Consider the following 13,225-nt stretch of genomic DNA (forward strand, 5'->3'; position numbering starts at 1 on the left):
TGGCGATGCCGACTCCATTGCTGCTGCCAATGCTGCCGGCATCGCCATGGTCTGCACTGGCATCCGTCACTTTTTGCACTAGGGCAGACCCCAGGCTCTGGCCTGCTCCGCCAGCCAGCCCTCGGCGCGCAGGTTCTCCAGCTCGCGGCGCACCCGCAGCCGCAATTCAGCATGCTCCAGCCCCTTGGGCAGGGCAATGCCCAGCCCCACTGTCGCCAACGGGGATCCCAGAAACTGAAACTGGGGGTGCTCCGCCAGCCACCCCGCCAGCACCGAGCGATCCGCTGCCCAGGCCTGCACCGCCCCTTTTAGGAGCAATTCTGCCCCTTCCTGGTAGGAATCCACCGCCAGCAACTCAACCCCTGGGAGGTAGCGCTGGAGGTGGGGAATGGCGGCCGATCCGCGCAGGACGGCAATCCGCGCGCCGCGCAGCTCTGACCAGCTCGTCCAGTCTTGGGAACGGGCCACAACCAGGCTGGGGCCATCCGGGTAGTAGGCCGAGGTGAACTCCACCTGGCGCGCCCGATCCGGTGTGATGCCGATCTGAGCGATGGCCAGATCCACTTCCCCTGCAGTCAGCACCTGTAGCCGCTCCACATTGGCCACTGGCACCAGCTCCACCGCCGACGGGGATCCCAGCAGCCGGGATCCCAGCTCGCGGGCTAGGTCAATCTCAAACCCCTGCAGCTTGCCTTCGGCATCGCGAAACCCCAACGGCTTCAGGTTGTCTTTGACTGCAACTCGCAACTGACCCGAACGAACAATCTCTGACCAGGGACGGGCAGCGGCAGGGATCCCTAGGCAAACTAAGGCCAGGCTGGCCGCCCAGCAAGACCTCTGGATCGCCGAGGCCAACGGAGGCCGAGATCCCATCCCCTTCAGGCGGTGCGGGACTGGCGGGCCGCAGCCACCACTTGGGTGAAGGCTTCGGGATCCAGGAAAGCCAAGCGGGCCAACATTTTGCGATTGAGCTGGATATTGGCTTTTTTGAGGCCGTCGATGAACTCGCTGTAGCGCAGGCCCTGGGCGCGGGTGGCGGCATTGATGCGGGCAATCCAGAGGCGGCGAAAATCTCGCTTCTTGCGGCGGCGATCCCGGTAGGCACTGCGCAGGGCCTTCATCACCTGCTGGTTGGCGGTGCGGAACAGCTTAGAGCCGGCTCCGCGAAAGCCTTTGGCCAGCTTGAGGATCTTCTTGCGACGCTTGCGGGCAACATTGCCCCGTTTGACTCTCATGGCGGTAACTCAATACAGACAGAATACAGACAGATGGATACAAGGGCGAACAAGCCTTGAGACTTTTGGCCTGCCGTGGCGATCGGCTCACCCTAGGCTGAGGGAGTGGAGGAAGCGGCACAACGGGATCCCACCTAGTGGGTGTTGGGCAGCATCAGGCGCACGTTGGCCAGATCCCGTTCATCCACCAGGGCCACGCCGGCCAATTTGCGTTTGCGGTTGGTGGTTTTGTGCTCAAGCAAGTGGTTGTGCCCGGCCCGGCGACGCATGAACTTGCCGCTGCCGGTGAGGCGAAAGCGCTTGGCGGCTGCCTTGCGAGTTTTGATTTTGGGCATGGCAATAACCCCAGAAATGGCCAGGGGAAAGGTCACAGTCTTCTAGCATAAGCTAGGGAAGACCAAGAAAGCAAATGCCGCAATGGCCTCTTCCTGTCTCAAAGCCGCCAAGAGCCCTCAAAAACTGTTCTCTTGCGGCTCCAAAAGCAACACTTGCCAGCGCAGCAACTGCTGCAACTGCGGCCAGCTCAGGGGAGAGTCTAGGCTTTCTTGAAGGGCTTGGACGGTGCGGATCCCGTCCACCTGCTGCAGGAAGGCGAAGGCTTCCTCGCTGAGGGAGATGGCCTCATAGGCGTAGTTGAAGAGGCTCCGCCCCGGCCACAGGCCCAGGCAGGGGCTGAGGTGGGCAACTGCCGCGGCCACATCCTCTGGATGGGTCCATTCCCTGCGGCGAATAGGGGGCTTGCCGAGAAAGAGCTCGTAGTGGGCCACCACCGGATCCAACAGCTCGATTAGGCGGTAGCGCTCCGGCTCCGGCAGTTGGGCTGCCTGGGCCAGTAGGGTTTCATCTTTGCCCAACACCCGCTCCAGCCGCCAGAACTCTGGGTTGGAAAAGCGCAAAAACTGCAGCCCTGAAGCCTGAATTAGCTCAAACAGCGTCTCGATGGTGTAGTCCACTTCCTGCGGGTGCAGGTACATATCGGCAAAGCATTCGTCGTCCACGTTTTCGATGGCCCAGCGGGCGCGTTCCTGCTGCTGGATGCGGTTGCTGTCTGGCAAAATCTGGAAAAGGCGGCGGCCCACCTGGAGCCCTTGCTGTAGGTGTTCTACGGAAGCTAGCGGCTGATGCTCTGAGCCAGTGACCAAGAGGCGGATGGCCTTCTGCATCAGGCGGATCTCGTGGCGGCCCAGCTCGCCGTACACAAATAGGTGCAGGATCCCGCCGGGAGCCAGCTTGTTTGCCAGAGCCTGCAGCCCCGCCACCGGATCCGGGAGGTGGTGGAGCATGCCTACGCAGTTGATGAAGTCGAACTGCCCCGGCAGTTGGTCAATGTCGTAAACGTTGAGCTGGCGAAAGTGCACCGGTGGTGCCTGGGAAGCCCGGCAGCGGGCCTCGGCAATCTCCAGGGCGCGGCTGCTCAGGTCAAAAGCCCAGATTTCGGCGTTGGGGTTTTGGTGGGCGATATACTCCGTCCCCACCCCAGAGCCGCAGCCGGCGTCCAGGATGCGCACTGGGCGGCGGCCTGGATGAGCACCTGTGCAAAAGGCATAGGCCTGGGGCCAGCTCCAGCGCCAGTTCCACCCCGGCGGGGGAACGGTGCCGATGGGCTGTGGCGGGAAGGGGTAGAGGTCGTAGAGCTGCCGCACTTGTTTGAGAATCTGTTCGGCGCTGCGGGACTGCATAGGCTCTCCAGCCAGACTATCCAGACTATAGTGACGATATCTCCCCTAAGCACATTTCTCGCCAATGCTCTATGGTTGTCCGCGCTTCCCATCCTCTGCAAGCTGGCCTCACCTTTAACTGGATCAAGCTGACGGCTGAGCTCAAAAAAATTCTCGATCCCCGGCGAGTGATCAGCAAGCCGGAGGAGCTGTTGGTTTACGAGTGTGACGGGCTGACCAGCTACCGGCAAAGGCCGGCTTTGGTGGTGTTGCCACGCACCACAGAAGAGGTGGCGCAGGTGGTGAAGCTGTGCAGCCGCTACCAGGTGCCCTTTGTGGCGCGGGGATCCGGCACTGGCCTTTCGGGAGGGGCGCTACCCCTGGAAAATAGCGTCGTCATTGCCACCACCCTGATGAAACAGATCCTGGAGATTGACCTAGACAACCGCTGCATGGTGGTGCAGCCGGGGGTGATCAACGCCTGGATTACCCAAGCGGTGGCCGACCAGGGCTATTTTTATGCGCCGGATCCCTCTAGCCAGTCGGTTTGCTCCATCGGCGGCAATGTGGCGGAAAACTCCGGCGGCGTCCACTGCCTCAAGTACGGGGTAACAGCCAACCACATCCTCGGCTTGACGGTGGTGCTGCCGGATGGGGAAGTGGTGCGCTGGGGGGGCAAGATCCCGGAGATGCCCGGCTACGACTGGGTAGGTCTGTTTGTCGGTTCCGAGGGCACCCTGGGCATCGCTACCGAGATTACCCTGCGCCTGCTGAAAACCCCGGCCCAGGTTCGGGTTTTGCTGGCGGACTTCGACAGTGTAGAAGCAGCGGGATCCGCCGTCTCTGACATTATCGCTGCCGGGATCATCCCCGCCGGCCTGGAGATCATGGACAACTTCAGCATCAACGCCGTCGAGGATGTGGTGCAGTTGGGCTGCTACCCGCGGGATGCGGCGGCCATCTTGCTGGTGGAGGTGGACGGGCTGGAGCTGGAGGTGGAGGAAGCCGGCCAACAGGTGAGGGCGCTGTGCCTCAAAAACGGGGCCCGCCAGGTGCAAGTGGCAGCCGGCCCAGAAGAGCGGGCGCGGCTATGGAAGGGGCGCAAGGCGGCCTTTGCTGCAATGGGCAAGCTCAGCCCCAACTACTACGTCCAGGATGGGGTGATCCCCCGCAGCCAGCTAGCCTATGTCCTCAAAGAAATCGAGCGCCTCAGCCGCGAATACGGCTACCCGGTGGCCAATGTGTTCCATGCCGGCGACGGCAATCTCCATCCGCTGATTCTCTACGACGAGTCGGTGCCGGGATCCCTGGAGCAGGTGGAGAAACTGGGGGGCGAGATTCTCAAACTCTGTGTGCGCCTGGGGGGTAGCCTTTCTGGCGAGCACGGCATCGGGGCGGAGAAACGCTGCTACATGTCGGAGATGTTTACGCCCACGGATTTGGAGAGCATGCAGTGGGTGCGGCAGGTATTTGACCCGCAGCACATCGCCAACCCCGACAAGATCTTTCCCACTCCCCGCACCTGCGGCGAGGCGGCCCATGCCCACCGGCGGCCGGAATGGCAAGGGATCCCTGTCTTCTAGCTGGCCTGCCGCTGCTGCTGCAGCTCGGCAAAGGCCTGGGCAAAGTCTTCCTGGCAGATGACCAAGGTTTTGGCCTCCACCGTCTCGGCAGTGGCGCGGTGGCGGCGAATAGCAGCAATGGCGGCACGGTTACTGAGCAGGGCCAGGTCGGCACCACTCCAGCCTTCGGTGCGCTCGGCCCACACCTCCAGATTTACATCTGGCCCCAGGGGACGCTTGCGGTTATGTACAGATAAGATTTCCCACCGCCCGGCGCGATCCGGCAGCTCCACACTCAGGTGCAGCTCCAGCCGGCCAGCGCGGGTGAGGGCGGGATCCAAACTGGCTTTGCGGTTGGTGGCCGCCACTAGCAAGACCCCCTGGCTGGGACGGATCCCGTCCAGTTCGGCCAGCAGTTGCCCCAGAACCCGGTCACTGACGCCACTGTCGCCGGAGTAGCTGCCTCGCGCGGGAGCGAGGGTGTCGATCTCATCGATGAAGATGACGCAAGGGGCACACTGGCGGGCGCGGGCAAAGAGTTCCCGCACCGCCTGCTCGGAGGATCCCACCCATTTGCTCAAAAGCTCCGGGCCGGAGACGGCGATGAAATTGGCCTTGGCCTGGGAGGCGATGGCCTTGGCCAGCAGCGTCTTGCCGGTGCCGGGGGGCCCACTGAGGAGGATCCCTTTGGGGGCCTGGGCCTGGGCCTGCTCGTACAGCTCCGGGTGCAGCAGGGATCCCTCGATGGCCTCCTGCAAAATCTGCTTGGCGTGCTCCAGGCCGCCGATCTGATCCCAGCTCACCTGGGGCGACTCAATTTCCACCGAGCGCAACACCGCCGGCTTTACCTGTTGCAGAGCTTCTTGAAAGTCCGCTGCCGTAACTTTTAGGGATTCGGGAATCGGGGATTCCAAATCCGGCACCTGACGCCGCAAAGCTGCATAGGCGGCCGCCTGGCACAGGCCGCGCAGATCCGCGCCTACAAAGCCCAGCGTTTGCTCTGCTAGGCTGTCCAAATCCACATCCTCCGCCAGGGGCATGCCACGGGTGTGAATGGCCAAGATCTCCCGCCGCCCCTCCCGATCCGGCACCTTAAAGATGATCTCCCGGTCAAAGCGCCCCGGTCGCCGCAGCGCCGGATCCAGGGCCTCAGGTCGGTTGGTGGCTGCCAGCACCACAACACCTTTTTGAGCCGCAAACCCGTCCATCAGCCCCAGCATTTGAGCCACCAGGCGTTTTTCTACCTCCCCCTCGACGGCGGCGCGGTTGGGGACAAGAGCATCGATTTCGTCAATGAACACCAGACAGGGAGTCGACTTAGCCGCCTTCTCAAAAAGCTGCCGCAGGCGCGCCTCCGCCTCCCCGTAGTACTTGCCGATCAGCTCTGGGCCGACAATGGCGATGTAGTTCACCCCCAGGCTCTCGGCCAGGGCGCGGGCCGTCAGAGTCTTGCCGGTGCCAGGGGGGCCTACCAACAGCACGCCACGGGGCGGCTCTAAACCTAACTTGGCCAGCAGATCGGGCCGCTTGAGGGGGATCTCGACCATTTCCCGCAAAGCTTGGAGCTGTTCCCTCAGCCCCCCCACATCCCTGAGGCGCGGCCCTGGGCCGGATTCCGTCCCGCTGAGGCGGTCGGCGACCAAATCAGGCGAGGGAGCAGCCTTGGGCTGTTCGCGCCAGCTTGCTGTGGACATCACCTGAGGCTCGCTGCTCCAGGAGGGATCCCCCGTCTGGGCGCTGCTGCGGCGACGGGGGATGGAGCCGGAAGGGGGAATAGAGCTGCCCAAAGGACGGGCCTGGATGCGCACCTCAGTTCGCAGCTCCCCCGTGTTTCTTTTCTCGTCCAGTTTCTGGGCTAGCTCGATAAGCTGCTCAATACCCTGGATAAAATCGCTTAGATCCGCCACAGCCGGGGTTTTCCGTCTACAAATAACCCACCAACAGAGGTTTTAGCCCATCCCTTGCCGGCTGAGGCTCTCCCCCGACCCAAAAGCAGGCAACTTTCAGCCAGGGATCCGACGCCGGCAAGCTTTCTGGTCAGCACACACCTAGGGAGAGCGGGACTCGGCGATGGCCGAGAGGGGGGAAGGGCTGGCGGAGAGCTTGCGCACCTCAGAGCAGAAAGAGGCCATGCTGAAGCCGCCAAAGCGCTTGACGGTGCTGGCCCGCAGGCGCAGGTTCGGGCTGGCAAACCAGATGCGCTCCTCTGACTCAGTCATCTCATATTCGGTGTAGAGGGTGAGGGCGCCGTCGGATCCCATGACGTAGGTGCCGGCCACCGGCACTTTCTCGGCATAGCCCTGGTCCCGCAACAGTTGCCCCCGCATGGGATTATCGGGATCGGGGATGGGAACCAGCACCACATCGCCTTTGTACTCTTCGTTGTCCCACTCCTGCTCCCCATTCCACTGCACTCGCGCCGCCCCCACGGCCCGCCGTGGATCCACCTTGAACAGCTCACAAACCTGGATAACTGCCGGATCGGCGGGCGAAAGGGTGGCAATTTGTACCCGCGATCTCCCCCCCTCAGAGCGGCGAAAGGCCAAGTGATGGCTGGTACGCTGACACATCCACTCGCCAGCGCTGAGGGCAAAAAACTCCATTACGGTCATCATGGCCGACGCGGATCCTCATCGATAACAACCGGGATTTGCCGATTCTAGCTTGTGCTGTAGCCGTAGATTTGCTCTTGCCGGCTCTGCTGTTCGCGCCAAAACTGCTCGGCAAAAGCCACCGTCGGGTGGAGGGGGGCGCGGGGTTTGCTGCGCAGAGGCATATTGGCCTCTTCAGGAGTGCGGTTGCCCTTGCGCTGGTTGCAGCGCTCGCAGGCCGTGACTACATTGTCCCAAGTGTGGGATCCCCCGCGAGAAAGAGGCACGACATGATCCAGGGTTAGGTTATGGGTGCTGCCGCAGTACTGACAGGTGTGGTGGTCCCGCCGCAAAACCTCCCGCCGGTTGACAGGGGGCACCCGCCAGGATCGCTCTTTGCCCTTGATGGTCAGGCGGATGTGCTCGGGCACCTCGATCACCTGGCTGGGGGAGCGCACTTTCCATACCGGCACATTCATCATCGCCAGCGGCTCTGCCTTGCCCGTCAGCAGCAGCACAATCGCCCGCCTAATGTTGACCCGGCTAATGGGCAAGTAGTTTTGGGAAAAGACAACAATCGACTGTTCCAGGACGTGGGTAGCAGCAGTCATGACTTAGCTCTTCCATTTGCCGCCATTGTCCTGAGAAATCTGGCAAATGACAAGGTTTTCCCGCAGTGGGCACCATCCAGGTGGAGCCCCACCATTCAACATTCCAGAGTTTCTTACGATCGGGAGCCGGACAGATGGGCTAGTATCCGGGTGATGGTTGGATCCCGTGCCTCCCATGACCTACCCGCTGCATGTTGCCCTGGTTTGGCACCAACACCAGCCCCTCTACAAAAGCCCGCTGGCGGGTAAATATCGCATGCCTTGGGTGCGCCTGCACGGGATCAAAGACTACCTGGACTTAATTTTGCTGCTGGAGCGCTATCCCCGCCTGCACCAAACGGTTAACCTAGTGCCCTCTCTCATTGTGCAAATCGAAGACTACGTGGCCGGCTCGGCCTTCGATCCCTATTTGGAGCTGACTTTATCTCCTGTCGAAAAGCTGACCCCGGAGCAGCGGCGCTTCATTGTCGAGCGTTTCTTCGACAGCCATTACCCCACCATGATTGAGCCCTACCCCCGCTACCGCCAGCTCTACGAACAGCGGGAATCGCAAGGGATCAACTGGTGCCTACAGTACTGGACGCCCCAAGACTTCAGCGACCTGCTGGCCTGGCACAACCTCTCCTGGTTCGATCCCCTCTTCCAGGAGGATCCTGAGATCGAGAGCTGGATCAAGATGGGATCCGGCTTTACCCTGGCGGATCGGCAGCGGATCTACGCCAAGCAACAGCAGATCCTGGCCGCCATCCTGCCCCAGCACGCCAAATTGCAAAGTAGCGGCCAACTGGAGTTGACCACTAGCCCCTACACCCACCCCATCTTGCCCCTGCTGGTGAGCGAGCGCTCGGCGCGGGTGGCCCGGCCCGGCTTGCCCCTGCCCCGCTACCCCTTCCACTGGGAGCAGGATGTCCACAGCCAACTGGAGCGGGCCAAGCAGATCTACCGGGAGCGCTTTGGCCGCGATCCGCGGGGTCTGTGGCCTTCAGAGCAGGCGGTCAGCCCCGCCATCGTGCCCCTGATCCAGAAACAAGGCTTTGATTGGATCATCTCCGACGAGGGAGTGCTGGGCTGGAGCTTGGGCCAACCCTTTCATCGCGACGGGCAGGGCCATATCCTCGAGCCGGAAAAGCTCTACCGCCCCTACCGTCTGGAGAGCGAGGCAGGGGATTTGGCCATCATCTTTCGGGATCACCGCCTTTCCGATCTCATTGGCTTTAGCTACAGCGCCATGCCTGCCGACGCTGCCGCCAAAGATCTCATCGGCCACCTGGAGAGCATCCGCAACCGCCTACCCCAAGACCAGCCCTGGCTGGTCACCATTGCCCTGGATGGGGAAAATTGCTGGGAGTACTACCCCCAAGATGGCCGCCCCTTCCTGGAAAACCTCTATGCCCGCCTCAGCCAGCACCCGGCGTTGCGCTTGGTGAAGGTGTCGGAGTTTTTGGATCAGTTTCCCCCCACGGAGTTTCTGCCAGCCGAACAATTGCACAGCGGCTCCTGGATTGAGGCCGACTTTACCACTTGGATTGGGGATCCCGTCAAAAACCGCGCCTGGGAGCTCCTTGCCCAAGCCCGCCAGGTGATCCAGGATCACCCTCACGCCACCCCCCAGGCCTGGGAAGCCCTCTGGGCCGCTGAGGGATCTGATTGGTTCTGGTGGTTTGGGGCAGGCCACTCTTCCGCCCACGATGCCGTTTTTGACCAGTTGTTTCGGGAACATCTACAGGCCCTCTACACCGCTTTGGGAGAGGCGGTGCCGGCGGCGCTGCAGTTTCCCCTCGAGGATCACGACGGGCTGGGGGATCGCCTGCCGCAGGGGTTTATCCATCCCACCATCAACGGTCGCCCCGCCGAACGGGAGTGGAGCCAGGCCGGGCGGGTGGAGATCGGCGCAGCCCGAGGAACCATGCACCGCAACAGCGTCGTCCGCCGCCTCTGGTACGGGTTCGATCACTTCAACCTCTATCTGCGGCTGGATTTTAACTCGGTGGTGCAGCGGCCCGAGCAATTGCAGGTGCTGTGGTTTTATCCCAACCGCGTTACCGTCAACAGCCCCATTCCCCTGCAGGGGTTGCCGGCAGAAGCCCCCCTCAACTATCTCTACCGCCACCTGTTGAAGCTGTCGCTGCCGCCGCCTGGCACCGGCCAGCATCCCGCACCCGTCGAGGCTCAGCTCTTGCAGGCAGGGGAGTACCATAGCTGGCACCCCATCAACCATCAGGTGAAGGCGGTGGTGGATGCCTGTTTGGAGGTGGCCATTCCCTGGAGCAATTTGGGCGCCCAGCCGGGGCAGGAGCTGCAATTTATCATCGTGGCCGCCGATGGCGAGACCTTCCAAGAAGGGATCCCCCCCAAGGCCACCATCGCCCTGCGGAGACCTTGAGAATTTGAGAAATTTAAGTTATGGCGCGCGATCTCTACCCGCCCATCGAGCCCTACGATCACGGCTTTCTCCCCGTCTCTTCCCTGCACACCCTCTACTACGAGCAGTGCGGCAACCCGGCGGGCAAGGCGGTGGTGTTTTTGCATGGGGGGCCGGGGGGTGGGATCGATCCCCTCTACCGGCAGTACTTTGATCCCAGCCGCTGGCGGGTGGTGCTATTCGATCAACGTGGTTGCGGCAAGAGCCGCCCCTACGCCGAGCTGCGGGAGAACACCACCTGGGATCTGGTGGCCGATATCGAGAAGCTGCGCCAACACCTGGGCATTGAGCGCTGGTGGGTGTTTGGGGGCAGTTGGGGCAGCGCCCTTGCCTTGGCCTATGGGCAAACCCACCCCCACTCCTGCCTGGGGTTTATCTTGCGGGGCATTTTCCTGCTACGCCCTTTTGAGATCCGCTGGTTTTACCAGTCGGGGGCCAGCTACCTGTTCCCCGATGCTTGGGAACATTACCTGGAGCCCATCCCCCCCGAAGAGCGGGATGACCTGCTGGCAGCCTACCACCGCCGCCTCAACGACCCGGATCCCCAGGTGCGGCTGAGAGCGGCCCGCGCCTGGGCCATCTGGGAGGCCAGCACCAGCAAGTTGATCCCCAGCCCTGAGCTCATCGAGCGCTTTGGCCAGGAGACCTTTGCCGAGGCCTTTGCCCGCATCGAGTGCCACTACTTCGTCCATGGGGGTTTTTTGGATCCTGAAGACCAGCTCCTTAGGGGGGTGGAGCGCCTGCGCCATCTGCCGGCTGTGATCGTCCAGGGACGCTACGACGTGGTCTGCCCGCCCATTTCCGCCTGGGAGCTGCACCAGGCCTGGCCAGAGGCAGAGTTTCACCTCATTCCCGATGCCGGCCATTCCATCACCGAGCCCGGGATCCGCACCGCCCTGCTGCAGGCCACGGATCGCTGCGCTGACCTCTAGGTCTTGTCGCTCACCTTTGGGGAAGGAGCTCAACTTGCAGCCTTCGGGAGAGAGGCTGGGGCGCAGGGAGACGGTTTTGGACTGGTTGGCAACACCTTGAAAACTGGGATACCTTCCAGGAAAGCGCCCCAACCTATCGACAGTTGCGGATTTTGGGTTTATCACTGAGGGAAGGGCGGTGCAAGCTGCCCGGTTGATGACTTCCGCTGTCTCCCGCGGGCTGGTCGATCCATCCCAGTGCTTTTGCGGATCCCAACTTGTCATTCTTCGCCGTTTCCAGGGTCGAACTATGCAGAAACCGAACACTCTGTTCAAGCTTGCCCTTGCCCTGCCCGCCTCCCTCCTGCTGGCAGATGCAGTTGTGGCCTACCCCTGTGACTCGGTTGGGGGTGAAGCTTACAACTTCTACAGCCCCACGGTTCAGGTTGACAGTTTCGGGGCTCAGGCGTCGCCTGCTGTCGCAGGCAACGGTTTTATCGGGGTTGCCATCGAAACGGTGGATGGACAGCCAGCTCAAGGCGCCATCAGTCGTCGCCTGTTTGGCCCCGCGCCTCAAATCCAAGGGGTACAGGTGGTTGGTCTGCTCCAGGATGGCCCGGCTCAACAAGCAGGTCTGGCCCAGGGAGATATTTTGATTGGGGTGGACGGGCAGCGGGTCACCTCGGTGCAGCACGTCCAGCAAATTATCCAAAACACCCCGGTGGGCCAGCGGGTACCCATTACCTTCCGGCGCGGCGGACAGGTATTGTCCACGGTGGTGGTGGTCGGCGATGGCCGTGTGTTGCGCCCCTTGATGCTGCAGCAGCAGTAAGCTTTGTCGGGATCCCTTGCTGAGCTCTCTGTGACTGCTGCATCAGGGACAGAGTGGGCAGTTTGGGCGGTTTGCAGCTTCAATGGGCTGCTGTTTCTTGCTCTGGTTGCTCTTATTCCTACTGTCTTGAGCTTGCGATCGGCGCTTTCGATTACGGAGCGGGCCATGGCCGACTGGCGGGAAGCAGCTGAGCGGGCTTTGGCTCGCACGCCGGCTGAGTTGTTGCGCCTACGGGATCGGCTGCGGGAGAATCGCACTAACCTCGACCGCTGGCAGCGGCGTCTCCAGTTTTGGCAAGGGATCCGCAGGGTGGCTGTTTGGCTGGTGCGCAGGCTGTGAGGAGCATGGATAGCGTCTCCCATCCCATCCGGTTGCAGGTGATGGCCAATGCGCTGGCGGGGATCGCCGAGGAGATGGGGGCGCGCCTCATCCGCGGTTCTTACTCGGCCAACATCAAGGAGCGGCGGGATTGCTCGACGGCCCTGTTCGATGCCCAAGGGGCCTGTATTGCCCAGGCGGCCCACATTCCGGTGCACCTGGGAGCTCTCGCGGAAGCAGTGCGGGCAGTGGTGGCAACCGGCCCGCGGCCGGGTGATGTGTTCGTCCTCAACGATCCCTACCAGGGGGGATCCCATCTGCCGGATATCACGGTGGTTACAGCCATCCCCGGCCTGCGGGATCCAGAGCAGGTCTGCGCCTACGCGGTGAACCGGGCTCACCATGCCGATATTGGGGGGATGCGCCCTGGCTCCATGCCGGCCGACTCCACGGAAATCTGGCAGGAGGGGCTGGTGATCCCGCCGCTGCGGCTGGCCCAAATGACCCTGACGGGGGAGCTGTGCTGGCAGGGCGATCTGCTGCGCCTGATCCTGGCCAATGTGCGCAACCCTGAGCAGCGGCAGGGGGATTTGCAGGCCCAGGTGGGAGCCAGCGCCGTGGGGGTGAGCCGGTTTCGCGAGCTGCTGGCCCGCTTTGGCGAGGAGGAGACCTGGCAGTTGATTGCCGGGGTGATCGCCTACAGCCGGCGGCGGATGCAGGCCCAGATCCAGGCTCTGCCCGCTGGGATCTACACCGCCTGCGACTACCTGGAGGGCTACGGGGATCCGCCCGAGCCGCTCCGCATCCAGGTGCAGATTGAGGTAAGGGGGGAGAGGCTACGGGTGGACTTTGCCGGCACAGCCCCGGCCACCGCGGGGAACCTGAACGCACCTTTGGCTGTGACCCGCTCGGCAGTGCTCTTTGCCCTGCGCTGCCTGTTGGATCCCACGGCGCCCAGCAATGTCGGCCTGGAGGATCCCATCGAGATCGTGGCCCCGCCTGGTTGCCTGGTGAACGCCCAATTTCCGGTGGCGGTGGTGGCGGGCAACGTAGAAACTTCGCAGCGCATTGCCGATGTGGTGTTC

General features: G+C 62.6%; 13 protein-coding genes. 6 read left to right on the forward strand and 7 right to left on the reverse strand.

Going from position 1 to position 13,225, the window contains the following annotated elements; translation table 11 throughout:
- Positions 1 to 78 precede the first annotated feature (78 nt).
- The 4 genes from NW835_RS07590 to NW835_RS07605 form a co-directional block, all read right to left on the reverse strand.
- Positions 79 to 855, reverse strand: coding sequence for a transporter substrate-binding domain-containing protein (locus NW835_RS07590; RefSeq protein ID WP_414414953.1), 777 nt, complete (start codon positions 853 to 855; stop codon positions 79 to 81).
- A gap of 23 nt (positions 856 to 878) precedes the next feature.
- Positions 879 to 1,235 (reverse strand): 50S ribosomal protein L20, encoded by a 357-nt coding sequence (gene rplT / locus NW835_RS07595; protein ID WP_414333801.1) that lies wholly within the window; start codon positions 1,233 to 1,235, stop codon positions 879 to 881.
- A 134-nt stretch (positions 1,236 to 1,369) separates the two neighbouring features.
- Positions 1,370 to 1,570 carry a 50S ribosomal protein L35 gene (gene rpmI, locus NW835_RS07600; RefSeq protein WP_414333811.1) on the reverse strand — a complete coding sequence of 67 codons (201 nt, stop codon included), beginning with the start codon at positions 1,568 to 1,570 and terminating at the stop codon, positions 1,370 to 1,372.
- Positions 1,571 to 1,687: 117 nt separating this feature from the next.
- A complete protein-coding gene (locus NW835_RS07605; protein WP_414414954.1) occupies positions 1,688 to 2,914 on the reverse strand; it encodes a class I SAM-dependent methyltransferase in 1,227 nt (408 codons plus the stop codon).
- A 71-nt stretch (positions 2,915 to 2,985) separates the two neighbouring features.
- Between NW835_RS07605 and glcD the strand changes: the two genes are divergently transcribed.
- Positions 2,986 to 4,476: a glycolate oxidase subunit GlcD gene (gene glcD / locus NW835_RS07610; protein WP_414364591.1), complete on the forward strand. Its 1,491-nt coding sequence runs from the start codon at positions 2,986 to 2,988 to the stop codon at positions 4,474 to 4,476.
- Here the strand turns inward: glcD and NW835_RS07615 are convergent.
- The 3 genes from NW835_RS07615 to NW835_RS07625 form a co-directional block, all read right to left on the reverse strand.
- Positions 4,473 to 6,362 (reverse strand): AAA family ATPase, encoded by a 1,890-nt coding sequence (locus NW835_RS07615; RefSeq protein WP_414414955.1) that lies wholly within the window; start codon positions 6,360 to 6,362, stop codon positions 4,473 to 4,475. The two genes, glcD and NW835_RS07615, sit on opposite strands and share 4 nt — an antisense overlap.
- Before the next feature lie 141 nt (positions 6,363 to 6,503).
- Positions 6,504 to 7,067 carry a phycobiliprotein lyase gene (locus tag NW835_RS07620; protein ID WP_414364610.1) on the reverse strand — a complete coding sequence of 188 codons (564 nt, stop codon included), beginning with the start codon at positions 7,065 to 7,067 and terminating at the stop codon, positions 6,504 to 6,506.
- 47 nt (positions 7,068 to 7,114) lie between these two features.
- Positions 7,115 to 7,657: an HNH endonuclease gene (locus tag NW835_RS07625; protein ID WP_414364588.1), complete on the reverse strand. Its 543-nt coding sequence runs from the start codon at positions 7,655 to 7,657 to the stop codon at positions 7,115 to 7,117.
- Positions 7,658 to 7,832: 175 nt separating this feature from the next.
- On the opposite strand from NW835_RS07625, the gene NW835_RS07630 reads away from it, so the two are divergent.
- From NW835_RS07630 to NW835_RS07650, 5 genes are all read left to right on the forward strand, one after another.
- A complete protein-coding gene (locus NW835_RS07630) occupies positions 7,833 to 10,040 on the forward strand; it encodes a glycoside hydrolase (RefSeq protein ID WP_414376179.1) in 2,208 nt (735 codons plus the stop codon).
- Positions 10,041 to 10,060: 20 nt separating this feature from the next.
- Positions 10,061 to 11,011, forward strand: a complete 951-nt coding sequence (gene pip / locus NW835_RS07635) for a prolyl aminopeptidase (protein ID WP_414371213.1) — start codon at positions 10,061 to 10,063, stop codon at positions 11,009 to 11,011.
- A 289-nt stretch (positions 11,012 to 11,300) separates the two neighbouring features.
- Positions 11,301 to 11,822 carry a PDZ domain-containing protein gene (locus tag NW835_RS07640; protein WP_414385478.1) on the forward strand — a complete coding sequence of 174 codons (522 nt, stop codon included), beginning with the start codon at positions 11,301 to 11,303 and terminating at the stop codon, positions 11,820 to 11,822.
- A 30-nt stretch (positions 11,823 to 11,852) separates the two neighbouring features.
- Positions 11,853 to 12,161 carry a hypothetical protein gene (locus tag NW835_RS07645; protein ID WP_414414956.1) on the forward strand — a complete coding sequence of 103 codons (309 nt, stop codon included), beginning with the start codon at positions 11,853 to 11,855 and terminating at the stop codon, positions 12,159 to 12,161.
- 5 nt (positions 12,162 to 12,166) lie between these two features.
- The coding region (locus tag NW835_RS07650) for a hydantoinase B/oxoprolinase family protein (protein ID WP_414414957.1) at positions 12,167 to 13,225 on the forward strand (1,059 nt) is incomplete at its 3' end.

Source organism: Synechococcus sp. OH2 (genome assembly GCF_047462155.1).
Taxonomy (GTDB): domain Bacteria; phylum Cyanobacteriota; class Cyanobacteriia; order Thermostichales; family Thermostichaceae; genus Thermostichus.

Excerpts from the sequence above, each read along its gene's own strand:
- rplT (WP_414333801.1), bottom strand. The coding sequence starts at position 1,235 with ATGAGAGTCAAACGGGGCAATGTTGCCCGCAAGCGTCGCAAGAAGATC.
- rpmI (WP_414333811.1), bottom strand. The coding sequence starts at position 1,570 with ATGCCCAAAATCAAAACTCGCAAGGCAGCCGCCAAGCGCTTTCGCCTC.
- NW835_RS07605 (WP_414414954.1), bottom strand. The coding sequence starts at position 2,914 with ATGCAGTCCCGCAGCGCCGAACAGATTCTCAAACAAGTGCGGCAGCTC.
- glcD (WP_414364591.1), top strand. The coding sequence starts at position 2,986 with ATGGTTGTCCGCGCTTCCCATCCTCTGCAAGCTGGCCTCACCTTTAAC.
- NW835_RS07620 (WP_414364610.1), bottom strand. The coding sequence starts at position 7,067 with ATGACCGTAATGGAGTTTTTTGCCCTCAGCGCTGGCGAGTGGATGTGT.
- NW835_RS07625 (WP_414364588.1), bottom strand. The coding sequence starts at position 7,657 with ATGACTGCTGCTACCCACGTCCTGGAACAGTCGATTGTTGTCTTTTCC.
- NW835_RS07630 (WP_414376179.1), top strand. The coding sequence starts at position 7,833 with ATGACCTACCCGCTGCATGTTGCCCTGGTTTGGCACCAACACCAGCCC.
- pip (WP_414371213.1), top strand. The coding sequence starts at position 10,061 with ATGGCGCGCGATCTCTACCCGCCCATCGAGCCCTACGATCACGGCTTT.
- NW835_RS07640 (WP_414385478.1), top strand. The coding sequence starts at position 11,301 with ATGCAGAAACCGAACACTCTGTTCAAGCTTGCCCTTGCCCTGCCCGCC.